Source organism: Kineosporia babensis (genome assembly GCF_021129305.1).
Classification (GTDB): domain Bacteria; phylum Actinomycetota; class Actinomycetes; order Actinomycetales; family Kineosporiaceae; genus Kineosporia; species Kineosporia babensis.
Genome location: NZ_JAJOMB010000002.1, coordinates 70,885 through 92,779, shown reverse-complemented (window position 1 = coordinate 92,779; position 21,895 = coordinate 70,885). Strand labels below are relative to the sequence as shown.

Below are 21,895 nucleotides of genomic sequence, written 5' to 3'. Positions count from 1 at the left end.
GATCAGCGCTTCTGGCGGACGATCTGCTCCTGCGAGATGTCCTCGAGTTCGGTCGCCTCGTTCTCCTCGGTGCCGACCTGGATGCCGCCGTCCTCACCGGCCTGGAAGAACTGGTGGAAGGACTCGACCTCCTTCTCCAGGCTGGCCGAGGTGTCGTCGCTGAACTTCAGCGTCTCGGCGATCGAGGACAGCACGTCGGTGTTGCGGCGCAGGTGGTCGATGAACTCCTGCTCGAAGCGGCGCACGTCCTCGACGGCGACCTTGTCGAGCTGACCGGTGGTGCCCAGCCAGATCGAGACGACCTGCTCCTCGGTCGCGTACGGCGAGTACTGCGGCTGCTTGAACAGCTCCATCAGACGCTGACCGCGGGCCAGCTGCTGCTTGGAGGCGGCGTCCAGGTCGGAGGCGAACAGCGCGAACGCCTCGAGCGCGCGGTACTGCGCCAGCTCGACCTTCAGCGAACCGGTGACCGCCTTCATCGCCTTGGTCATCGCCGAGCCACCGACCCGGGAGACCGAGATACCGACGTCGACCGCCGGGCGCTGGTTGGCGTTGAACAGGTCCGACTGCAGGAACAGCTGGCCGTCGGTGATCGAGATGACGTTGGTCGGGATGTAGGCCGAGACGTCGTTGGCCTTGGTCTCGACGATCGGCAGACCGGTCATCGAGCCGTGGCCCAGCTCGTCGGACAGCTTCGCGCAGCGCTCCAGCAGACGGGAGTGCAGGTAGAAGACGTCACCCGGGTAGGCCTCGCGGCCCGGCGGGCGGCGCAGCAGCAGCGACACCGAGCGGTAGGCCTCGGCCTGCTTGCTCAGGTCGTCGAAGACGATCAGGACGTGCTTGCCGGCGTACATCCAGTGCTGGCCGATGGCCGAGCCGGTGTACGGGGCCAGGTACTTGAAGCCGGCCGGGTCGGACGCCGGGGCGGCGACGATGGTGGTGTACTCCAGCGCGCCGGCCTCTTCGAGCGAGCCGCGGATCGACGCGATGGTCGAGCCCTTCTGGCCGATCGCCACGTAGATGCAGCGGACCTGCTTGTCCGGGTCGCCGGACTCCCAGTTCGACTTCTGGTTGATGATCGTGTCGATCGCGATCGCGGTCTTGCCGGTCTGGCGGTCGCCGATGATCAGCTGGCGCTGGCCGCGGCCGATCGGGGTCAGCGAGTCGATCGCCTTGATCCCGGTCTGCATCGGCTCGTGCACCGACTTACGCTGCATCACGCCCGGGGCCTGGAGCTCCAGCGCGCGGCGGCCTTCGGAGGCGATCTCGCCCAGGCCGTCGATCGGGGCGCCCAGCGGGTCGACCACGCGACCGAGGAAGGCGTCACCGACGGGCACGGAGAGCACCTCTCCGGTCCGCTTGACCTCCTGGCCCTCTTCCAGGCCGCTGAACTCACCGAGAACGACGACGCCGATCTCGTTCACGTCCAGGTTCTGCGCCAGGCCGAGGGTGCCGTCCTCGAACTGCAGCAGCTCGTTCGCCATGACGCTCGGAAGGCCCTCGACCCGGGCGATGCCGTCGGCAGCCTCGGAGATGATGCCGACTTCCTCACGGGAAGCCGCACTCGGGTCGTAGGACTTTACGAAAGCGTCCAGCGCGTCCCGGATCTCGTCCGGACGGATCGTCAGCTCCGCCATCTGGATCCCCTGCTCTCTCGTCGTTGTCCGGCGTGAGCCGGGCCGTGGGTCTTCAACTTTTCTTGCTACTTACCAATGCTTGCGTCGCGGATTCATCATCGCGCGCCGCGGGCGGCCGCAGGAGCTGCGGCCGCCGCGGTCAGCCTGCGATGGTCCGCTTGGCGGTGTTCAGCCGGCTCAGGACCGTGTTGTCGATCAGTTCACCGGCCACCATGATCCGCAACCCGCCCACGACCGAGGGGTCGATGTCCAGGTTGACGCGGATGTCCCGGCCGTAGAGCCGGCGCAGCGCGGTGCTGAGCCGGGCCCGCTGGCCCTCGGTGAGCGGTGAGGCCGCAACCACCTCGGCCACCAGCTGGCGGCGTCGGGCGGCGGCTGCCTCCAGGAACTTCTCCAGCACCTGCTCCACCCGGCGGCCCCGCGGGGAGACCGCCGCCTGGATCGCCAGGCGCAGGGTCTCGGGCGCCACCTTGGTGCTGAGCAGCTGGTGGACCAGCTGCCGCTTGCGGTCGGAGCCCGGCGTGCGGAGCGCGAACGCGTCCCGCAGCGAGACGTCGCCCGCCACCGTGCGGCCGAACCGGAACAGTTCGTCCTCGACCCGGTCGAGCCGCTCGGCCCGCTCGGCGCCGAACAGCGCGGCGTTGACCGCCAGGCCCTCGAGCGCCTCGGTGAGGTCGGTCGAGACCGCCCACTGCGACCGGACCAGGCCGGAGACCAGGTCCAGCGAAGGGCCGGAGACCTTACCGGTGAGCAGCTGAGCCGCCAGAGCGGCCCGGGCCTCGGGGGTCCGGGACGACTCGGTCAGGGCCCGGCGCAGGGCGGCGTTGGAGGCCACCAGGTCGGTGACCCCGAACAGGTCCTCCGCGAACCGGGCCGCGTCGGTGCCGACGGAGTTGAGCAGCATCTCCAGCCGGTCCTGCCCGGCGGCCAGAGCCGCCCGGCTCGGACCCTGCATCCGCACCTGCGCCGCCATCAGGAGACCCGGCCCGTGACGGGGGCGGTGTCGGCCTGCTCCAGCTCGTCCAGGAAGCGGTCGATCACCCGGGACTGCCGGGCCGAGTCCTGCAGGGACTCACCGACGATCCGCGAGGCGAGCTCCGTGGCCATGGAACCGACCTCGGAACGCAGCTGCACGTTCGCCTGCTGCAGCTCGGCGGCCACCTGGGCCTGAGCGGAGGAGACGATCCGGGCAGCCTCGGCCTGGGCCTGCTCCCGCATCTCCGCGATGATCTGCGCGCCCTGGGCGCGCGCCTCTTCACGGATCCGGCCGGCCTCGGCGCGAGCCTCGGACAGCTGGGCCTGGTACTCGTCCAGAGCCGCAGCGGCCTCGGCCTGAGCCTGGGCCGCCTTCTCGATGCCGCCCTCGATCTCGGCCGTACGCTCGGCGTAGACCGCCTCGAGGCGGGGCACGACGTACTTCCACATGACGTAGAAGACGATCGCGAAGAAGACGAGGCTGGTAATGACTTCCGACGGGTGCGGAATGATCGGCAGCTTGCTGCCCCAGCCGGTCGCCTGGGGCTCTTCGGTCTCAGCCGCAGCGATGAGCAATAGCGTGTTCACAGTCACCCTCCTTCCCGGTCAGGCCGTGATGGAAGGGCGATCAGCGGAAGAGGAACGCGAAGACCAGACCCAGCAGGGCCAGCGCCTCGGTCAGGGCGAAGCCGGTGAAGGCGATGGTCTGCAGCACGCTGCGGGACTCCGGCTGACGCGCCACACCGTTGATGTAAGCGGCGAAGATCAGACCCACGCCGATGCCGGGGCCGATCGCGGCGATGCCGTAGCCCAGGAATGCGATGTTGCCTTCGACCATTGCAGTTTCCTGCCTTTCGGGTTGGTGCCTGAAGGGGTCAGGCTGTTGTCAGTGCGCGTCGTGCGACGGGCACCGGCGGAAGATCAGTGCTCGTCGGCGACGGCACCGGCGATGTAAACGCAGGCCAGGAGCACGAAGACGTACGCCTGGAGGCACTGGACGATCACCTCGAAGAGGAAGATCGCCAGAGAGAACACATAGGCGAGCACACCGGTCACGGGCAGGAAGCCCTCGGTGCTGAACAGCAGGTACTCACCGCCGAAGACGAACACCATGATCATCAGGTGACCGGCGAACATGTTGCCGAAGAGTCGCAGCGCCATGGTCAGCGGGCGGTTGACCACGTAGGTCAGGAACTCGATGATCCAGACGATCGGCACCACCCAGGCGGGCAGCCCGGGCGGGCAGAAGCTCTTCAGCCAGCCGAACAGGCCCAGCCGCGCGATACCGACACCGTGGTAGGTGAAGTAGACGATCGCGGTCAGGACGATCGCGTAGCCGATCCGGCTGAAGGTCGGGAAGTTGATGAAGGGCATGATGCCCATCAGGTTGTTGATCAGGACAACCGTGAACAGCGCGAACATCAGCGGCAGGAACGGCTTGAACTTGTCCGCGCCGATGATGTCGCGGGCCAGGCCGTTGCGGACCAGGCTGTAGCCGCTCTCGACCAGGAACTGCCCCTTGCTCGGGACCAGTTCCAGCTTCTTGGTCACCCGCAGCAGGACGACCGTCAGGATGATGGCGACCGCAGCGAAGACAACCATCGAACGTGTCAGGGCGAAGGCCCCGTTCCCGACGAGCGGCTGCCAGAACTCGGCGATGCCGGGAGCGTGGAAGCCCTCTTCTCCTCCACCACCGGCGGCCAGGTAATTCACGGTCGCTCCTCCAAGACTCAATGCTTCGTTGCGGGGTTCAGCCATTCAGCCTTGAGGAGGCTTGGCGGCAGGGTCAGTCAGGGTTGCTTCAGGCTCAGGGTGTTACAGGTTCAGGGGGAAGACGGGCTCGGGCGTTGCAGCTCGTAGCCGGCGGAGACCTTCACGGGGCACACCGCAGTCATGGCGGGTGCCCTCAGCAGGGTCTACTCGTCATCCATCTGGCTTGACACTATCAGTCATGTAGGGCGGTTCTGCCGCCACCCCCCAGCAAGGGGCGAATGGCCTTGTCTCGGGGGTGCAACGGGCAGCACCCGATCGGGTCAGTCGCGTTCAACCCTGTCGTCGTACAGCGGCTCGCGAAGCTTGAGCGCTCCGCGCATATGACCTGCGATCCAGCCCAGCAGACCGGCCGCCAGACCGGCCGCGGCGGCCGGGCCGACCAGCCAGTCGGTCTCGTCGAAAACCAGGAAGGCGGCCCACATCAGGCCGATGACCAGCGAGTACGTCATGAACGCGAGGCCCATGCCCAGCCACGGCTCGGTCATCCGGATCTGGAAGTGCAGCATCGTGGTGAAGGTCAGGGCGAGCAGGGCCAGGCCGGATCCGGCCAGCGCCGAGATCCCTTCGTCGCGGCCCACCACGAAGGCCCCTGCACTGGTCAGGCCGCCCAGCACAAGAGCTGGGACGAGTGCTGCAAGCCACAGCGTGAGCACCGGTTCCGGGGCCCGGGAGACCTTCTGCGGACCGGATTCGGCCTGGGACATGTTCATGATCCGTTCATTCCTGAGTTCACCCCGGCGCCGCTACGGTGCGTGTCCGCCTGGTCGTCCCGCTCGTCCGCGGGTGCCTGGGCTGAACGAACCTGACGCTCGCCCGGTTTCCCCGCCGTCCCAGCCACTCCCCCGGATTCCGGGTCCTCGGGCGGGCGGGGCAGGCCGGGCTCGGGCGGGATCACCACGGTTGCCGTGCGTGTCCCGGCCCCGGGCACCGCGGTGACCGCCATCTGCCGCCAGCGCCGCGGGCCGACGGTCAGGATCAGCGCGCAGATCACCGCCGCACCGCCCAGCAGAAGCGCGGTTCCGGCCGGAAGAAGGGCGAAAAGGGCAACGCCGAAGCCCACCGTCGCCGTCCAGAAGTACAGGATCAGCACCGCCCCGGCGTGGCTGTGACCGAGGCTGAGCATCCGGTGATGAAGGTGCAATTTGTCCGGCTGCCAAGGCATCTTGCCCGCCCGGGTGCGCCGCAGGATGGCCAGCAGCAGGTCGATCAGCGGCAGCGCGAGCACGGCCAGCGGCAGCAGCAGCGGCATGAAGGCCGGGACCAGCCGGCTGTCCTCCAGCTGCGAGGGGTCCACCGTGCCGGTGATCGCCACCGTGGAGGTGGCCATCAGCAGGCCCAGCAGCATCGAGCCGCTGTCGCCCATGAAGATCCGCGCCGGGTTGAAGTTGTGCGGCAGGAAGCCCAGGCAGGAGCCGACCAGGGCGGCGGTGATCACCGAGGCCAGCGAGGCGTAGTCACCCGGTGACGAGTTCACCGCCAGCGCGTAGGAGTAGATGAAGAACGCGGTGCCGGCGATCGCCACCATGCCCGCGGCCAGGCCGTCCAGGCCGTCGACGAAGTTCACCGCGTTGATGGTGACCATGATCGCCACCACGGTGACGAAGATCAGCAGCATCCGCGACGGGATCACGGTGCCGAAGATCGGCAGCGAGACCAGCTGGATGCCCTGCCAGGCCATGATTCCCGCGGCCAGCATCTGCCCGGCCGCCTTGGTGACCGCGTCCAGCTCCCACAGGTCGTCGAACACGCCCAGCAGGCAGACCGCCCCGGCCGAGAGCAGCACCACGTAGGCGGTGCGGCCGGTGAACACGGCGTGGAAGAACGGCACCTGGGAGGCGGTGAGCATGGCCACCGCAATGCCGAAGTAGATCGCCGCCCCACCCAGGCGCGGGATCGGCACGGTGTGCACGTCCCGCTCCCGCAGCGCGGTCACCGCGCCGATCCGCCGGGCGATCCGGCGCACCGCCGGGGTGGTCAGGTAGGTGACCGTGGTGGCGATCAGCAGGACGAAGAGGTAACCCCTCACTGAGCGGGCTCCTCGGACTCCGGGGCGACCTCGTCCAGACCGAGCGTGGCGGGTACCACCGAGCGCAGGTCGGCCAGCTCGATCGCCCCCTGCCGCAGCACCCGGGGCACCGGCGAGGTGCAGTCGATGATGGTGGAGGCGACGCCCAGCTCGGCCGGGCCGCCGTCCAGGTAGACCGCCACCGAGTCGCCCAGCATGTCCTGCGCCTGCTGGCAGGTCAGGGCGGCGGCGCGGCCGGTCAGGTTGGCGCTGGAGACGGCCATCGGCCCGGTGCGCTCCAGCAGCTCCAGGGCCACCGGGTGCAGCGGCATCCGCAGCGCCACGGTGCCGTTGGTCTCGCCCAGGTCCCACCGCAGGGTGGGCATCGAGCGGGTGATGATGGTCAGCGCGCCCGGCCAGAACGCCTCGGCCAGCGCCCGGATGTCGGCGGTGATCCCGGCGGCGATGCCGTCCAGGGTGCGCACGTGCGGCACCAGCACCGGGGGCGGCATGGCTCTACCCCGGCCCTTGGCCGCCAGCAGGGCGGAGACGGCCTCGGCGTCGAAGGCGTCGCAGCCTATTCCGTAGACGGTGTCGGTCGGCAGAACGACGAGATCACCTTCGGCGACGCCGTCGGCAGCTTTGGTGATCCCGCGCGAACGCTGGACCTCCAGGGCGCAGTCGAAACGCACACTCACCCCCCGAGTGTGGCACTACCTGAGGCCGGAGCGCGCATTCGGCGGGCGCTGCCCGCCCCAGCCGCCACTCCAGACCGACCTCGGCCACGCTGAGCACCCGCCCGGTCGCTTTACGCCAGGTCGGAGCGTGTCGACCAGTGCACCCCTGCCGGATTGCGTGCTTAGCGCGATTGGTTAATCACGTCACGTTGCCGACATTCGTTACCCATGCGTTACTTGTTCCGCAGCCGGACGCGAAAACCGTTCCACAAGACACGGTTCCGCCCGCACTGCCGATCGGACCCCCTCGCCCGGCCGTACCGGGCGGCAGGTCCACCGCTTCACAATCCCTGGAGAAACGCATGAAGAAGATCTTTGCTGCTGCCGCCCTGGCCTCCGTGGCCGTCCTGGCCGTACCCGCCACCGCTCAGGCGGCCGAGGTCAAGCCGGCCGCAGTCAAGAAGCACGCCTGGAAGAGCAACGGGCTGGCCGGGGCCCAGGCTGCTGGGCAGTGGTGGGTCTCCGGAGGCAAGCTGCACGTCTCCGGCGTGCTGGAGGACACCGCCGCCGACAAGCGTCAGGCCCAGCTGCGGATCCGCTTCTCCGACCAGGCCTCCGCCAAGGTGGTCAAGGCGACCGGGGGCAAGGGCGACCGGACCAGCTTCAGCTTCACCGCCAAGAGCAGCGCCAAGGCCGAGGTGCGCGAGATCGTCCGCAGCAACCTGTCGTACGCCGAGAGCAAGTGGTACACGATCCGCGGCTGAGCCGACTCCGGTGCCCCGGCTGCACCCGGGGCACCGGCCCGCTCAGTGTCGAGTCCGCTCAGCCTGCCCGTCGGGCCAGCAGCGCACGGTCGCGGCCGGTCAGGTCACGCTGGGTGTGCACATCGATCCACTCCGGCGGCGAGGTCAGCGCCCGCCCACCAGCTCCCTGGACGTCGGCGTGTTCCATCACCAGCAGCCCGCCGGGGCGCAGCAGCCCCGCGGCCGCCTCGACCACCCCGCGCGGGATGGCCAGGCCGTCGTCCCCGCCGCCGTACAGCGCCAGTACCGGATCGTGATCGCGGACCTCGGGCTCGGTCGGCTCGGCGTCCGGCGGGATGTAGGGCGGATTGGCCACCACCACGTCGACCGCCCCGGCCAGATCGGCCAGCAGGTGCTCGTGGCAGCGCACCGCATCACCCGGGCGCAGCTCGACCCGTGAGCCCAGCGCCTCGATGTTGCGCTGCGCCCACTGCACCGCCGGCGGGTCCAGCTCGACCGCGACCACCCGGGCCGCGGGCAGCTCGTCGGCCAGCGCCAGCGCAATCGCCCCGGAGCCGGTGCACAGATCCACCACCAGCGGATCCCGCAGCACCGAAGCGGCCTCGATCGCCACCCCGGCCACCCATTCGGTCTCCACCCGGGGAATGAAAACCCCTGGCCCGACCAGCAGATCGAGCCGCCGGAACCCGGCCGAACCGGTCAGGTGCTGCAGCGGAACCCGTTTCGAGCGCTGGTCGAGAAGCCCAGCCAGGCGCGAGGACTCGTCGGCCGAGAGCTGGTAGCCCAGGATCACCCGCCGGGACAGCTCCCGCCGTTCCACCCCGAGAACGTGCGCCACCAGGATGTTCGCGTCGGCCGAGGGTGAAGGCACCCCCGCCTCGGACAGCAACGTGACCGCACCCGCGAGAACGCTTTTCAGCTCGATGCTCACGAGTTCTGCAGCGCGGCCAGCTGGGCACTCTCGTCGGCGTCCAGACACGACTGGATCACCGGGCCGAGGTCGCCGTCGAGCACCTGGTCCAGGTTGTAGGCCTTGTAACCGGTGCGGTGGTCGGCGATCCGGTTCTCCGGGTAGTTGTAGGTGCGGATCCGCTCGGAGCGGTCGACCGTGCGCACCTGCGAGCGCCGGGCCTGCGAGACCTCCGCCGCCGCGGCCTCCACCTGGATCGCGTGCAGCCGGGCGCGCAGGATCCGCATCGCCTGTTCCTTGTTCTGCAGCTGCGACTTCTCGTTCTGGCAGGAGGCCACCACCCCGGTCGGGATGTGGGTGATCCGCACCGCCGAGTCGGTGGTGTTGACGCTCTGGCCACCCGGGCCGGAGGAGCGGTAGACGTCGATCCGCAGCTCGTTCGGGTCGATCTCGATCTCGACCGCCTCGTCCGGTTCGGGCAGCACCAGCACGCCCGCGGCCGAGGTGTGGATCCGGCCCTGCGACTCGGTGACCGGGACACGCTGCACCCGGTGCACGCCGCCCTCGTACTTCAGCCGGGCGTACACCCCTTCGCCCGGGCCCGGGTTGCCCTTGAACTTCACCGCGACCGAGATGTCCTTGTATCCACCCAGATCGCTCTCGTTGGAGTCGATCACCTCGGTGCGCCAGCCGTTGCGCTCGGCGTGGCGCAGGTACATCCGCAGCAGGTCGCCGGCGAACAGGGCGGACTCCTCGCCGCCCTCGCCGGCCTTGATCTCCAGGATCACGTCGCGGCTGTCGTCCGGGTCACGCGGGATGAGCAGGCGGTGCAGACGCTCGCGGGACTCCTCGAGCGCGGCCTCCAGGGCGGGGATCTCCTCGGCGAACGCGCTGTCCTCGGCGGCCAGTTCGCGAGCGGCCTCCAGATCGTCCAGGGCACCACGCCACTCCTCGTGCCCGGCGTGCACCGCACCCAGCTCGGCGTAGCGGCGCCCGAGCTTGCGGGCCAGACCGGCGTCGGCGTGGATGGAGGGGTCGGCGAGCTGACGCTCCAGCTCCTCGTACTCGGCGAGCAGCGGCTCCACCGCCAACTTCGCGGACTCGTCCGGGGTGAGCTGGGTCATCTTCGCCTTCTTCTGAACAGTAAAAATGGGGGACGTTCTCCAGGCCCGGGTGCCCACCCGGGGCTCCACAACGTCCCCAGTTCGAAAACCCGCCGACAAACGACAACGCCGGTCGCCGCCCCACAGGGGCCACGACCGGCGTCGGCGAGGCTACTTCTTCTTGCCGTACCGCTGCTGGAAGCGAGCAACCCGGCCACCGGTGTCCAGGATGCGCTGCTTGCCGGTGTAGAACGGGTGGCAGGCGCTGCAGGTCTCGGTGGAGATCGCACCACTGGTGGCGGTGCTGCGGGTCTCGAAGGTCTCACCGCAGGCGCACTTGACCGTGGTGGCCACGTACTTCGGGTGGATGTCGTTCTTCAACTGTCTCTCCTCAGTTATGCCGCCGGGTCGTGCGGCACGGGTGCGCCGCTCGTGAACCGGAGCCTTGAGCAAGTCTGCCAGAACAGCAGGCCTGCTCCATAACCGTGGCCGGCCCGGGGTCATTCCCCGGGCCGGCCACGTTCGGATCATTCGCCCGAGGGCGAGGTCTTCTGCACCTGCATCAGGAACTCGGCGTTGCTGGAGCTCTTCTTGGCCCGGTCGAGCAGCAGCTCGATGGCCTGCTGGGGCTCCAGGGCACCCATCACCCGGCGCAGGCGGTAGATCACGCCGAGCTCTTCCTTGCCCATCAGGATCTCTTCCCGGCGGGTGCTGGAGGCGTTGACGTCGACCGCCGGGAAGATCCGCTTGTCGGCCAGCTGGCGCGAGAGCCGGACCTCCATGTTGCCGGTGCCCTTGAACTCCTCGAAGATCACTTCGTCCATCTTCGAGCCGGTCTCGACCAGGGCGGTGGCCAGGATGGTCAGCGAGCCGCCGTTCTCGATGTTCCGGGCGGCGCCGAAGAACCGCTTCGGCGGGTACAGCGCGCTGGAGTCGACACCACCGGAGAGGATCCGGCCCGAGGCCGGGGCGGCCAGGTTGTAGGCGCGGCCCAGCCGGGTGATCGAGTCCAGCAGCACGACCACGTCGTGGCCGAGCTCGACCAGGCGCTTGGCCCGCTCGATCGACAGCTCGGCGACGGCGGTGTGGTCGTCGGCCGGCCGGTCGAAGGTGGAGGCGATGACCTCACCCTTGACCGTGCGCTGCATGTCGGTGACCTCTTCGGGCCGCTCGTCGATCAGCACGACCATCAGGTGGCACTCGGGGTTGTTGCGGGTGATCGCGTTGGCGATCGCCTGCAGGATCAGCGTCTTTCCGGCCTTCGGCGGGGAGACGATCAGACCACGCTGGCCCTTGCCGATCGGCGCCACCAGGTCGATGATCCGGGTGGAGATGATGTTCGGCTCGGTCTCCAGCCGCAGGCGCTCCTGCGGGTAGAGCGGCGTGAGCTTGTTGAATTCCGAGCGGTTGCGGGCCTCTTCGGGCGCGCCGCCGTTCACCGTGTCGAGCCGGACCATGGCGTTGAACTTCTGCCGCTGGTTGGCCTGCTCGCCCTCGCGGGGCTGGCGCACGGCGCCGGTGATCGCGTCACCCTTGCGCAGACCGTACTTCTTGACCTGGCCGAGCGAGACGTAGACGTCGTTCGGGCCGGGCAGGTAGCCGGAAGTGCGCAGGAAGGCGTAGGAGTCGAGGACGTCCAGGATGCCGGCCACGGGAACGACCACGTCGTCCTCGTTGACCTCCGGCTCGTCCACGCCACCGGGCTCGCCGTCCCGGCCGCGCCCGCGCTTGCGGTCGCGGAAGCGACGGCCCCGGCGACGGCCGCGCGGGTCGTCGTCGTCATCGTCGTCGCGACGGGCGTCCTCGTTGTTGCGACGGGCGGAGTTACGGCCCTGGTTGTCGCGGTTGCCGTCCTTGGCGCCGTCCCGGCCGTCGGACCGGTTGTCGCTGCGGCCGTCGGAACGGTTGTCGTTCCGGTTGTCCGAACGACCCTCGGTGCGCTCGCCGCGCTCCCCCCGGTCGGAACGCTCGGTCCGGCCCCGGCCGCGGCCCCGGGTGGGACGCTCGGCCGGTGCCTCGGCGGCGGGCTCGGCCGCTGCCGCAGCCGGTTCGGCGGCGGGCTCGGCGGCCTTGACCTCGGGCTCGGCGGCGACCGCAGCCGCTGCCGCAGCAGCCCGGCTCCGGCGGCCCGACGTGCCGTTGGACGTGGTGGCCGGGGCCTCGATCAGGGCGTCCTGCGCAGGTGCCTCGGCAGCCGGGGCCTCGGCGGCGGCAGCAGCCGCGGCGGCAGAGGTCCGGCGGCTGCGGGTCGGCGCTCCGGCCGGCGAGGACGCGGAGCGGCGGGACGTACGGGTGGCGGTCGGAGTGACCACGGCGCCCTCGCCCTGGTGGCTGCGGATCGCAGCGAGCAGCTCGGCCTTACGCATCCGGGCGGTGCCGTTGATGCCCAGCTGCGAGGCAACTGCCTGAAGCTGCGGCAGGCGGAGCGTAGAGAGATCGACAGGTGCCGACATCTCGGTGGTATCTGTCACGAAAGGTCTTCCCCCTCCTCGGCCGCGATACGCGTCACGACCAGCGGGTTTGCACCCGGAGAATCCGAGTGGTGGTACGCCGCGCTCCCGGCACACAGGCATGGAGACTGGAAAAAGCGGCGGAGTACAGCGCGTGCGCCCGATGGAACCGGCATCTCAGCGGCTGCACACGTACTGTAACACCGGCGGGGCCCAGAACGAAGAACCGGAATCAGCCGAAGCCAACCGATCCCGTCCGAAAGCCGTGATTGATCGGTCACGCGGACGATCAGATGCTACCGGCTCGGCCTTCCCGCTGCTTAGTCGGCCGGACTATTCACCTTCTGTAGCGAGAAGCGACCCTACTGTATCAATTCCCGGCTGCTCAATGTTCCAGCGATTTCCGGTAGGGCCGCTGAGCACCGCGTCCACAGCCTTGCGGCCCTCGCCACGCCCGCCCAGCACCAGCACGCTCGGACCGGCCCCGGAAACCACGGCGGCGGCCCCGAGTTCGCGCACCTTGTGCACCAGCTCCGCGGTCTCCGGCATGGCGGGCGCGCGCTGCGCCTGGTGCAGCCGGTCCTCGGTGGCCTCCAGGAGCAGGTCGGGCCGCCGGGTCAGGGCGTGCACCAGCAGCGCCGAGCGGCCGGCGTTGAACGAGGCGTCCGGGTGGGGCACCAGCGCGGGCAGCATGGCGCGGGCGGTGCTGGTGGACAGCTCACCGGCCGGCACGCAGACCACCGGGTCCAGGTCGGCACGCACGTCGATCCGCTCGGCCCGGGGCACCCCGCTGTGGGTGTGCCACGAGATCGTGCAACCGCCGAGCAGGGCAGCCGCGGCGTTGTCCGGGTGCCCCTCCAGCGAGGTGGCCAGGGCCAGCACCGTGGCGTCGTCCAGAGCCTCCGGCTCCTGCAGGCACCCACGGGCGGCGACCAGGCCGGCCACCACCGCGGCGGCCGAGGAACCCAGCCCCCGGCCGTGCGGGATGCCGTTGACGCAGTGCAGGCGGATGCCCGGCTGCGGCACCCCGACGTGGTCGAACCCGGCCCGCACCGCGCGCACCACCAGGTGCTCCTCGGTGAGCGGCACGCCGGCCGCCCCCTGACCCTCGACCGAGACCTCGAGGCCGGTCGGCGCCAGGCTCAGGGTGACCACGTCGTGGATGGTCAGGGCCAGGCCCAGGGTGTCGAACCCGGGGCCCAGGTTGGCGCTGGTGGCCGGTACCCGGACGGTGGCCCGGCGCCCGGCGCGCAGGCCCTTGCCCACCGCCGGCGCGTGATCGACCGCCATCAGGCGAGCCCGAGGGCCGAGGCGATGCTGACCACGTCCACCTGGATCCGGGTGGGCTGCACGTCCTCGCCGTCGGCGTTCTTCAGCGCCCACTGCGGGTCTTTCAGGCCGTGCCCGGTGACCGTGCAGACCACCGTCTGCCCGGGGGCCAGCTCACCGGCGGCGTGGGTCTGCAGCAGACCGGCCACCGACGCGGCCGAGCCGGGCTCCACGAAGACCCCTTCGCGGGCCGACAGCCAGCGGTGCGCGGCCAGGATCGCCGGGTCGTCGACCGCGTCGATCCGCCCGCCCGAGGAGTCCCGGGCCTCGATCGCCTGCGACCAGGAGGCCGGGTTGCCGATCCGGATCGCGGTGGCCACCGTCTCGGGGTGGTCGACCGGGTGGCCGAGCACGATCGGCGCGGCGCCGGCCGCCTGGAAGCCCCACATCTTCGGGGTCTTCGAGGCCGGCCCGTCCGCCTCGTACTCGCGGTAGCCGCGCCAGTAGGCGGTGATGTTTCCGGCGTTGCCGACCGGCAGGCAGTGGATGTCGGGCGCGTCGCCGAGCACGTCGACGACCTCGAACGCGGCGGTCTTCTGGCCCTCGATCCGGGCCGGGTTGACCGAGTTCACCAGCTCCACCGGGTAGGCGTCGGCGAGCTTGCGGGCCACCGTCAGGCAGTCGTCGAAGTTGCCGTCGACCTGCAGCAGCTCGGCGCCGTGGGCAATCGCCTGGGCCAGCTTGCCCATCGCGATCTTGCCGTCCGGCACCAGCACCGCGCACTTCATCCCGGCCGCCGTCGCATAGGCGGCCGCCGACGCCGAGGTGTTACCGGTGGAGGCGCAGATCACGACCTTGGCCCCGGCCGCCGCCGCGGCGGTCATCGCCGCGGTCATCCCCCGGTCCTTGAACGAGCCGGTGGGGTTGACCCCCTCGCACTTCAGCCAGACCTCACAGCCGGTGTGCTCGGACAGCGCCCGGGCCCGCACCAGCGGGGTGCCGCCCTCGCCGAGGGTCACCGCCGGGGCGTCGCCCAGCATCGGCAGCCGGTCCCGGTACTCCTCGACGACGCCGCGCCACAGATGTGCCATCAGTCTTCACCCTCGACTCGCATGACGCCGACCACGGCCGTCACGATCTCCAGCCCGGCCAGCGCCGAGACGGTTGCTTCCAGTGCTGCTTCGGTCGCCGCGTGGGTGACCACGACCAGCGAGGCGCGCCCCTCGCCGACCTCGGACTCGATCTGCTGCTGCCGCACGGTCTCGATCGAGACCCCGTGCTCGGCAATGACTTTGGCGACCGAGGCGAGGACCCCGGGACGATCGGCCACGTCCAGGCTGATGTGGTAGCGGGTGATCACCTCGCCCATCGGGCGCAACGGCAACTGCGCGTAGGTGGACTCGCCCGGCCCGCGGCTGCCGCCGACCCGGTTGCGCGCGGCCGAGACCAGGTCGCCCAGAACGGCACTGGCAGTAGGCAGGCCACCGGCCCCCTGGCCGTAGAACATCAGCTCACCGGCCGCCTCGGCCTCGACGAACACGGCGTTGAACGCCCCGCGCACACTGGCCAGCGGGTGCGAGGCCGGGATCATCGCCGGGTGCACCCGGACCGAGACGCCCTCGGCGCCGTCGGCGGCCACGGTGCGCTCGCAGATCGCCAGCAGCTTGACCACCGCGCCGATCTGCTTGGCCGAGGCCACGTCGCCGGCCGAGACCTGGGTGATGCCCTCGCGGTGCACGTCGGCGGCGTGCACCCGGGTGTGGAAGGCCAGCGAGGCCAGGATGGCGGCCTTGGCGGCGGCGTCGTAGCCCTCGACGTCGGCGGTCGGGTCGGCCTCGGCGTAGCCCAGGGACTGCGCCTGCGCCACCGCGGCGGAGAAGTCCAGGCCGGCCGTGTCCATCTTGTCGAGCACGTAGTTGGTGGTGCCGTTGACGATGCCCAGCACCCGCCGGACCCGGTCGCCGGCCAGCGACTCGCGGATCGGGCGCAGCAGCGGGATCGCCCCGGCCACCGCGGCCTCGTAGTACAGCTCCACGCCGCCGCGCTCGGCGGCCTCGTACAGCTGCGGGCCGTGCTCGGCCAGGAGCGCCTTGTTGCCGGTGACCACCGAGGCGCCGCCGGCCAGGGCCTGCAGGATCAGCGTGCGGGCCGGCTCGATCCCGCCGATCAGCTCGATCACCAGGTCGGCCCGCTTGACCAGCTCGGGCGCGTCGGTGGTGAGCAGGCTCGGGTCGATGTCCGGGCCGCGGTCGGCCTCCAGCGTGCGCACCGCGATGCCGGTCAGCTCAAGCGGCGCGCCGACCCGCTGGGCGAGTTCTTCCGCGTGCGTGCTCAGGAGGCGGGCGACCTGCGTCCCCACCGACCCGCAACCCAGCAGCGCGACCTTGAGCGGATCCACCCTGACTCCCCTGATTAGTGTGTGTTGTCTCGACATGTGAGAATGGGGACCCGGTCCCGGGTCTGAGAACCTGCTGAGTTCACCCGCCCGGACCCCGTCCTGGCAAGTATCTTTGCAGGTCTGACCGAGGAGGACCGTGCGGGTACTGATCGTCGACGACGAGCGTCCACTGGCTGAGACAATTCGCCGCGGCCTGACCGACGAGGGATTCGTCGTCGAGGTCGCCCACAACGGCCAGGACGCGCTCTGGGCGGCCACCGAAAAGCGTTTCGATGCCATCGTTCTGGACATCATGCTGCCGCGCGGCAACGGCTACCAGGTACTCACCGAGCTGCGCCGCCGGGAAATCTGGACGCCGGTGCTGATGCTCACCGCGAAAGACGGCGATTACGACCAGACCGACGCATTCGACCTCGGCGCCGACGACTACCTCACAAAACCCTTCAGTTTCATCGTGCTGGTGGCCCGGCTGCGGGCGCTGATCCGGCGCGGCGCCCCCGAGCGCCCGGTGGTTCTGGCCTGCGGCGACCTGACTCTCGACCCGGTCCGGCGGCGGGTCGAGCGGGCCGGGCAGGAGATCTCGCTCACCCCGCGCGAGTACGGCCTGCTGGAGTTCCTGATGCGGCACAAGGGCGACGTCGTCACGAAGGGCGAGATCCTGGAGGGGGTCTGGGACCCGGCCTTCGACGGGGACCCGAACGTGGTCGAGGTCTACATCCGCTACCTGCGCCGCAAGATCGACGCGCCGTTCGAGCGCCGGGCGATCGAGACGGTGCGGGGTATGGGTTACCGGCTCTCCACCACCGGTGGCTGAACCCGACCGGCCAAGGTGCCCTCGACGTCCATGATTTGAGACGTTCGCGAGCCTTTGCACCCAGGCGCCCACCTTCGTCCTTCAATTGAGGACGCCGTGGGCACCGATGTTCGGCGCCCACCGGTGGGTGCCGGTTCAGTTCTTCGGTTCCGTGGACCCGGCCGTGATCTCGGCCAGCGGGAGCTCGCCGGTCTCGCCCGGCAACGGCTCCAGGTCCCCGGCCTCGATCGTGATCGGCAACTGCACCTGGAACCGGGCCCCGCCGTAGGGTGAGACCCCGAGCGCGATCTCACCGTTGTGCCCCCGGACCACCTCGCGCACGATCGGCAGCCCCAGCCCGGCTCCCCCGCTGGCCCGGTCGCGGCTGTCGTCCAGCCGCACGAACCTCTCGAACACCCGGTCCCGGTCGGCCGGGGCGATGCCGGTGCCGTCGTCGTCCACCATGATCAGCGCGGTCGTGCCGGACTCCGAGACCGACAGGCTCAGCGCCACCTTGCTCTGCGCGTAGCGGGCCGCGTTCTCGGTGAGATTGCGCAGCACCTGCCCGAGTTTGTACGGGTCGCCGAGGATCCGGACCGGGGTGATCGAGACCGGCACCTCCAGCGCGCTCGAGGTGCGCAGCCGGCGGGCCTCCTCCAGCACCAGGTCGTCCAGGTCCACCTCGACCGAGACGATCTTCAGGCCCTGGTCGTCGGCGCGGGCCAGCAGCAGCAGGTTCTGCACCAGCACGCCCATCCGCTCGGTCTCGTTCTGCAGCACCGGGCGCAGCTCGGGCCAGGCCCGCAGGTCCGCGTCGACCACCTCGAGGGTGGCCGAGAGCGTGGCCAGCGGGCTGCGCAGCTCGTGACTGGCGTCGGAGACGAACTGCCGCTGCGCGGTCTGCGCCTTCTGCAGCCGGTCGAGCATCTCGTTCATGGTGATCGCCAGCCGGGCGATCTCGTCGCGGGTGGGCGGGATCGGCACCCGCTCGTCCAGGTCGCGCTCGTCGATCCGGGCCACCTGCGAGCGGATCTGCTCGACCGGGCGCAGGGAACGGCCCAGCAGCACCCAGATCAGCACCCCGACCGCGGTCAGCAGCACCGGGAAAGCGGCTGCCAGCAGGGCCATCACGATGACCACGGTGCGCCGCTGCCAGTCCAGGAAGGTGGCCACGATGATGGTGTCGGTCTCGCCGCCGTACTCCACGCCCCGGGTGACCACCAGGAACGGCCGTTCGGTGTCGAAGATCTTGAAGACCCCGGCCTCCTCGCGGATGGTCTCGCCGATCTGCGGGCGCAGTCCGGTGATCGGGTGCTGGCCCTCGCTCCAGCTGGAGCTGGAGACCAGGTCGTCGCCCTTGAGCACCTGGACCCACTGGTTGTCGCGCTGGTTCTGGGCCTTCTTCAGCTCCTCGTCCAGCCGGCCCTCGCCGACCAGCTCCAGCCGGCCGGCCACCTCGGTGACCCGGGCGTCGGCGGCCTGGTTCAGCCCGCTGATCAGGCTGTGCTGCAGCACGTAGAAGATCAGGCCGCCGGCCAGGCCGAGGGCCAGCGCGACCACCACCACCGCGGCCACGGTGGAACGCGCGCGCACGGAAGGCAGCAGCCGGTGCGGGGCTGCGGCGGCGTCGAACCGCCAGCCGTGCTCGGTACTCATGCCTGCATTCTCACAGGTACCGGCTGTGACCAGGTTGAGAGCTCAGGTCCGGCGCAGGGCCTGCAGGATCTGCTCGGCGGCGGAGGCGGGGGTGAGTTCACCCGCGCGGACCTGGGCCTCGACAGCCGGGGTGAGCTCGCGCACGGCCGGGGACTCGCGCAGCTGGTCAAGCAGGGTGTCGCGGACCATCGACCAGGTCCAGCCGATCAGCTGTTCGCGGCGCTTGGCCGTGAGGTCCAGCCCCTGGCGATGCCGGAGGACCTGGGCCCAGACCTCGTCCAGGCCGGTGCCCTCCTGTGCGGAGCAGGTGAGCACTCCGGTCGAGGCGCCGAGCAGGTGCAGGGCGCCGCTGAGCTCGCGGGCGGCCTTCCAGGCCTCGGTCTCGTGCTTGCCGTCGGCCTTGTTCACCGCGATCACGTCGGCCAGCTCGAGCACGCCCTTCTTGATGCCCTGCAGCTGATCGCCGGAGCGGGCCAGGGTGAGCAGGAGGAACGTGTCCACCATCTCGGCCACCGCGGTCTCGGACTGGCCCACGCCGACGGTCTCGACGATGACCACGTCGTAGCCGGCCGCCTCCAGCACGACCATCGCCTCGCGGGTCGCCTTGGCCACGCCGCCCAGGGTGCCCGCGCTCGGGGAGGGCCGGACGAAGGCCCTGGGATCGGCGGCGAGCCTGGTCATCCGGGTCTTGTCGCCGAGGATGCTGCCGCCGGTGCGGGTGGAGGAGGGGTCCACGGCCAGGACGGCCACGGCGTGCCCGGCGTCGATCAGGCGGCCGCCGAGGGCGTTGATGAAGGTGGACTTGCCTGCGCCCGGTACTCCGCTGACGCCCAGCCGGACGGTGCTCGGGGCGGTGTGGGCGAGCTGGGCCAGCAGTTCCTGGGCCAGGCGGCGGTGGTCCGGGCGGGTGGATTCGACCAGGGTGATCGCCCGGGCGATCCAGGCCCGGGAGCCGGCGCGGATCTGCTCGGTGGCCTGGTCAAGATCAAATGGCGGACGCGTGGGCCTGGCTCGATCAGCCTGGTCGGGCTGGGTGGCCTGGTCGGGTTGGGTGGTCGGGTGGGGTTGGGTCATCCGAGCTCGAAGGCCACTTCGTCGGGGTAGCACCAGAGCCAGCTCTCCCCCGGCTCGGCGGACTGGACGATCGGGTGGTTCTTCTCGTGGAAGTGCGCGGTGGCGTGCTTGGCCGGGGAGGAGTCGCAGCAGCCCATGTGCCCGCACTCGCGACACAGCCGCAGGTGCACCCAGGTTCCGTTGACCTTCAGGCAGTCCTCGCAGCCCGCGGCGCTGGGCGTGACGTCGTGGATGGTGTCCAGATGCGTGCAGGTCTCAGCCATGACGCTCAGCTTAGGTGTCCCAGGCGCTCGGACAAGGTGCTGAGAAGCTCCAGGGCTGCATCGGCGATCACCGTGCCCGGCCCGAAGATGGCGGCGGCGCCGTCCGAGCGGAGCTGATCGTGGTCGCCGGGTGGGATCACGCCGCCGCAGACGATCAGGATGTCTTCGCGGCCCAGGGTTTTCAGCTCCTCGCGCAGCGCCGGGACCAGGGTGAGGTGCCCGGCGGCCAGCGAGGACACCCCGACCACGTGCACATCGGCCTCGATCGCCTGCAGCGCCACCTCCTGCGGGGTCTGGAACAGCGGGCCCACGTCCACGTCGAAGCCCAGGTCGGCGAAGGCCGAGGCGATCACCTTCTGGCCCCGGTCATGGCCGTCCTGGCCCATCTTGGCGACCAGGATGCGAGGCCGGCGGCCCTCTTCGCCTTCGAAGGCCGCGGTGGCGGTACGAACCGCCTCCACGTTGCCCGCGCCCTGGGACTCGTTGCGGTACACCCCGGAGATGGTACGGATCTGACCGGTGTGCCGCCCGAAGACCTTCTCCAGGGCGTCGGAGATCTCCCCCACCGTGGCCTGGGCCCGGGCCGCCCTGATCGCCAGGTCCAGCAGATTTCCCTCGCCCCGCCCGGCCGCGGTGGTCAGGTGCTCCAGGGCCTGCTCGGTGCGCTCGGAATCCCGCTCTTCCCTCAGTCTTCTCAGCTTTTCGATCTGCCCGGCCCGCACCTGGGCGTTGTCCACCTTCAGCACGTCCAGGGGCTCCTCGGTCTGCGGCCGGAAGGTGTTCACCCCGATCACCGGCTGCCGCCCCGAGTCGATCCGCGCCTGGGTCCGGGCCGCCGCCTCCTCGATCCGCAGCTTCGGCAGGCCCTCGTCGATCGCCTTGGCCATCCCGCCGGCCTTCTCCACCTCCTCGATGTGCTGCCAGGCCTTACGCGCCAGGTCGTAGGTCAGCCGCTCCACATACGCGCTGCCGCCCCATGGATCGGCCACCCGCGTGGTGCCGGACTCCTGCTGCAGCAGGAGCTGCGTGTTCCGCGCGATCCGGGCCGAGAAGTCGCTGGGCAGGGCCAGCGCCTCGTCCAGCGCGTTGGTGTGCAGCGACTGGGTGTGTCCCTGGGTCGCCGCCATCGCTTCCACGCAGGTACGGATCACGTTGTTGAACACGTCCTGAGCCGTCAGCGACCAGCCACTGGTCTGCGAATGCGTTCTCAGGCTCAGGGATTTCGGGTTCTGCGGCCCGAACTCACGCACCAGCCGGGCCCACAACAGCCGGGCCGCCCGGAGCTTGGCCACCTCCATGAAGAAGTTCATGCCGATGGCCCAGAAGAATGACAGCCGCGGCGCGAAGACGTCGATGTCCAGCCCGGCCGCGGTTCCCGCCCGCAGGTACTCCACCCCGTCCGCCAGCGTGTACGCCAGTTCCAGATCAGCTGTGGCCCCAGCTTCCTGGATATGGTAGCCCGAGATCGAAATAGAATTGAATTTGGGCATTTTCGCCGAGGTGAAGGCGAAGATGTCGCTGATGATCCGCATCGACGGGGCGGGCGGGTAGATGTAGGTGTTACGCACCATGAACTCTTTGAGGATGTCGTTCTGGATGGTGCCGGCCAGCTGTTCCGGCCGCACCCCCTGCTCCTCGGCGGCCACCACGTACAGCGCCAGCACCGGCAGCACGGCGCCGTTCATCGTCATCGAGACCGACATCTTGTCCAGCGGGATGCCGTCGAACAGCTGCCGCATGTCCAGGATCGAGTCGATCGCCACCCCGGCCATCCCGACATCGCCCGGCACCCGAGGGTTGTCGGAGTCGTAACCGCGGTGCGTGGGCAGGTCGAAGGCCACGCTCAGGCCCTTCTGCCCGGCCGCCAGATTCCGCCGGTAGAAGGCGTTGGACTCGGCCGCGGTGGAGAACCCGGCGTACTGCCGGACGGTCCACGGCTGGGTCACGTACATAGCCGGGTACGGCCCCCGCAGGTACGGCGCGATCCCCGGGTAGGTGTTCAGGAAGTCCAGACCTTGCAGGTCAGCACCGGTGTAGAGGGGTTTGACGTCGATCCCCTCCGGCGTCCGCCAGGGCTCCGGAGACTCCGGCTGCGCCGGCCCGGCCGGCGCCTTCGGCTCGCCCAGCGGCACATCGGCGAAGTTGGGA

General features: G+C 70.1%; 21 protein-coding genes. 2 read left to right on the top strand and 19 right to left on the bottom strand.

Annotated features, from left to right (window positions below):
• Positions 1-2: 2 nt before the first annotated feature.
• From atpA to LR394_RS03880, 8 genes are all read right to left on the bottom strand, one after another.
• The gene (gene atpA / locus LR394_RS03915) at positions 3-1,637 is read right to left on the bottom strand and encodes a F0F1 ATP synthase subunit alpha (RefSeq protein ID WP_231438956.1); all 1,635 of its coding nucleotides are present in this window, start codon (positions 1,635-1,637) and stop codon (positions 3-5) included.
• A 139-nt stretch (positions 1,638-1,776) separates the two neighbouring features.
• On the bottom strand, positions 1,777-2,610 hold the full coding sequence (locus LR394_RS03910; RefSeq protein WP_231438955.1) for a F0F1 ATP synthase subunit delta: 834 nt from the start codon (positions 2,608-2,610) through the stop codon (positions 1,777-1,779).
• Positions 2,610-3,200, bottom strand: a complete 591-nt coding sequence (locus LR394_RS03905) for a F0F1 ATP synthase subunit B (protein ID WP_231438954.1) — start codon at positions 3,198-3,200, stop codon at positions 2,610-2,612. The genes LR394_RS03910 and LR394_RS03905 overlap by 1 nt, the downstream gene beginning before the upstream one ends.
• Before the next feature lie 40 nt (positions 3,201-3,240).
• Complete coding sequence (gene atpE, locus LR394_RS03900) at positions 3,241-3,450, bottom strand: ATP synthase F0 subunit C (RefSeq protein ID WP_231438953.1); 210 nt, start codon at positions 3,448-3,450, stop codon at positions 3,241-3,243.
• Positions 3,451-3,533: 83 nt separating this feature from the next.
• Positions 3,534-4,325 (bottom strand): F0F1 ATP synthase subunit A, encoded by a 792-nt coding sequence (atpB, locus tag LR394_RS03895; RefSeq protein WP_231438952.1) that lies wholly within the window; start codon positions 4,323-4,325, stop codon positions 3,534-3,536.
• 320 nt (positions 4,326-4,645) lie between these two features.
• Positions 4,646-5,095 (bottom strand): hypothetical protein, encoded by a 450-nt coding sequence (locus tag LR394_RS03890; protein ID WP_231438951.1) that lies wholly within the window; start codon positions 5,093-5,095, stop codon positions 4,646-4,648.
• On the bottom strand, positions 5,092-6,411 hold the full coding sequence (locus LR394_RS03885) for a glycosyltransferase family 4 protein (protein WP_231438950.1): 1,320 nt from the start codon (positions 6,409-6,411) through the stop codon (positions 5,092-5,094). Before LR394_RS03885 ends, LR394_RS03890 begins: the two co-directional genes overlap by 4 nt.
• Entirely contained in the window at positions 6,408-7,088 is a 681-nt protein-coding gene (locus LR394_RS03880) for an L-threonylcarbamoyladenylate synthase (protein ID WP_231438949.1), read from the bottom strand. Before LR394_RS03880 ends, LR394_RS03885 begins: the two co-directional genes overlap by 4 nt.
• Before the next feature lie 341 nt (positions 7,089-7,429).
• On the opposite strand from LR394_RS03880, the gene LR394_RS03875 reads away from it, so the two are divergent.
• Entirely contained in the window at positions 7,430-7,831 is a 402-nt protein-coding gene (locus LR394_RS03875) for a ligand-gated ion channel (protein WP_231438948.1), read from the top strand.
• Between the two features lie 58 nt (positions 7,832-7,889).
• Here LR394_RS03875 and prmC read toward each other — a convergent pair whose 3' ends face one another.
• From prmC to LR394_RS03840, 7 genes are all read right to left on the bottom strand, one after another.
• Positions 7,890-8,762, bottom strand: coding sequence for a peptide chain release factor N(5)-glutamine methyltransferase (gene prmC / locus LR394_RS03870; RefSeq protein WP_231438947.1), 873 nt, complete (start codon positions 8,760-8,762; stop codon positions 7,890-7,892).
• Positions 8,759-9,865 (bottom strand): peptide chain release factor 1, encoded by a 1,107-nt coding sequence (gene prfA / locus LR394_RS03865; protein ID WP_231438946.1) that lies wholly within the window; start codon positions 9,863-9,865, stop codon positions 8,759-8,761. The genes prmC and prfA overlap by 4 nt, the downstream gene beginning before the upstream one ends.
• 150 nt (positions 9,866-10,015) lie before the next feature.
• A complete protein-coding gene (rpmE, locus tag LR394_RS03860; RefSeq protein ID WP_231438945.1) occupies positions 10,016-10,225 on the bottom strand; it encodes a 50S ribosomal protein L31 in 210 nt (69 codons plus the stop codon).
• Positions 10,226-10,371: 146 nt separating this feature from the next.
• Positions 10,372-12,297: a transcription termination factor Rho gene (gene rho, locus LR394_RS03855; RefSeq protein ID WP_269328677.1), complete on the bottom strand. Its 1,926-nt coding sequence runs from the start codon at positions 12,295-12,297 to the stop codon at positions 10,372-10,374.
• 330 nt (positions 12,298-12,627) lie between these two features.
• The gene (gene thrB, locus LR394_RS03850; RefSeq protein WP_231438943.1) at positions 12,628-13,584 is read right to left on the bottom strand and encodes a homoserine kinase; all 957 of its coding nucleotides are present in this window, start codon (positions 13,582-13,584) and stop codon (positions 12,628-12,630) included.
• On the bottom strand, positions 13,584-14,654 hold the full coding sequence (gene thrC / locus LR394_RS03845; protein ID WP_231438942.1) for a threonine synthase: 1,071 nt from the start codon (positions 14,652-14,654) through the stop codon (positions 13,584-13,586). Before thrC ends, thrB begins: the two co-directional genes overlap by 1 nt.
• Positions 14,654-15,997: a homoserine dehydrogenase gene (locus tag LR394_RS03840; protein ID WP_269328642.1), complete on the bottom strand. Its 1,344-nt coding sequence runs from the start codon at positions 15,995-15,997 to the stop codon at positions 14,654-14,656. Before LR394_RS03840 ends, thrC begins: the two co-directional genes overlap by 1 nt.
• A gap of 100 nt (positions 15,998-16,097) precedes the next feature.
• Here LR394_RS03840 and LR394_RS03835 point away from each other — a divergent pair, with 100 nt between their 5' ends.
• On the top strand, positions 16,098-16,775 hold the full coding sequence (locus LR394_RS03835; protein WP_231438940.1) for a response regulator transcription factor: 678 nt from the start codon (positions 16,098-16,100) through the stop codon (positions 16,773-16,775).
• A 135-nt stretch (positions 16,776-16,910) separates the two neighbouring features.
• Here the strand turns inward: LR394_RS03835 and LR394_RS03830 are convergent, their stop codons facing one another.
• Genes LR394_RS03830 through scpA form a run of 4 tightly spaced genes read right to left on the bottom strand, consistent with a single transcriptional unit; the run spans position 16,911 to position 21,879 of the window.
• Entirely contained in the window at positions 16,911-18,410 is a 1,500-nt protein-coding gene (locus LR394_RS03830) for a sensor histidine kinase (RefSeq protein WP_231438939.1), read from the bottom strand.
• A 42-nt stretch (positions 18,411-18,452) separates the two neighbouring features.
• A complete protein-coding gene (gene meaB, locus LR394_RS03825) occupies positions 18,453-19,484 on the bottom strand; it encodes a methylmalonyl Co-A mutase-associated GTPase MeaB (RefSeq protein ID WP_231438938.1) in 1,032 nt (343 codons plus the stop codon).
• On the bottom strand, positions 19,481-19,747 hold the full coding sequence (locus tag LR394_RS03820; protein ID WP_231438937.1) for a UBP-type zinc finger domain-containing protein: 267 nt from the start codon (positions 19,745-19,747) through the stop codon (positions 19,481-19,483). Before LR394_RS03820 ends, meaB begins: the two co-directional genes overlap by 4 nt.
• Positions 19,748-19,752: 5 nt before the next feature.
• A complete protein-coding gene (scpA, locus tag LR394_RS03815; protein WP_407936978.1) occupies positions 19,753-21,879 on the bottom strand; it encodes a methylmalonyl-CoA mutase in 2,127 nt (708 codons plus the stop codon).
• Positions 21,880-21,895: the final 16 nt, after the last annotated feature.

What these genes read in the sequence shown, in the direction of transcription:
- LR394_RS03820 (WP_231438937.1), bottom strand. Translation starts at nt 19,747, where the DNA reads ATGGCTGAGACCTGCACGCATCTGGACACCATCCACGACGTCACGCCC.
- thrC (WP_231438942.1), bottom strand. Translation starts at nt 14,654, where the DNA reads ATGGCACATCTGTGGCGCGGCGTCGTCGAGGAGTACCGGGACCGGCTG.
- LR394_RS03840 (WP_269328642.1), bottom strand. Translation starts at nt 15,997, where the DNA reads ATGTCGAGACAACACACACTAATCAGGGGAGTCAGGGTGGATCCGCTC.
- atpE (WP_231438953.1), bottom strand. Translation starts at nt 3,450, where the DNA reads ATGGTCGAAGGCAACATCGCATTCCTGGGCTACGGCATCGCCGCGATC.
- LR394_RS03890 (WP_231438951.1), bottom strand. Translation starts at nt 5,095, where the DNA reads ATGAACATGTCCCAGGCCGAATCCGGTCCGCAGAAGGTCTCCCGGGCC.
- atpA (WP_231438956.1), bottom strand. Translation starts at nt 1,637, where the DNA reads ATGGCGGAGCTGACGATCCGTCCGGACGAGATCCGGGACGCGCTGGAC.
- LR394_RS03910 (WP_231438955.1), bottom strand. Translation starts at nt 2,610, where the DNA reads ATGGCGGCGCAGGTGCGGATGCAGGGTCCGAGCCGGGCGGCTCTGGCC.
- meaB (WP_231438938.1), bottom strand. Translation starts at nt 19,484, where the DNA reads ATGACCCAACCCCACCCGACCACCCAACCCGACCAGGCCACCCAGCCC.
- thrB (WP_231438943.1), bottom strand. Translation starts at nt 13,584, where the DNA reads ATGGCGGTCGATCACGCGCCGGCGGTGGGCAAGGGCCTGCGCGCCGGG.
- LR394_RS03830 (WP_231438939.1), bottom strand. Translation starts at nt 18,410, where the DNA reads ATGAGTACCGAGCACGGCTGGCGGTTCGACGCCGCCGCAGCCCCGCAC.
- rho (WP_269328677.1), bottom strand. Translation starts at nt 12,297, where the DNA reads ATGTCGGCACCTGTCGATCTCTCTACGCTCCGCCTGCCGCAGCTTCAG.
- prfA (WP_231438946.1), bottom strand. Translation starts at nt 9,865, where the DNA reads ATGACCCAGCTCACCCCGGACGAGTCCGCGAAGTTGGCGGTGGAGCCG.
- LR394_RS03875 (WP_231438948.1), top strand. Translation starts at nt 7,430, where the DNA reads ATGAAGAAGATCTTTGCTGCTGCCGCCCTGGCCTCCGTGGCCGTCCTG.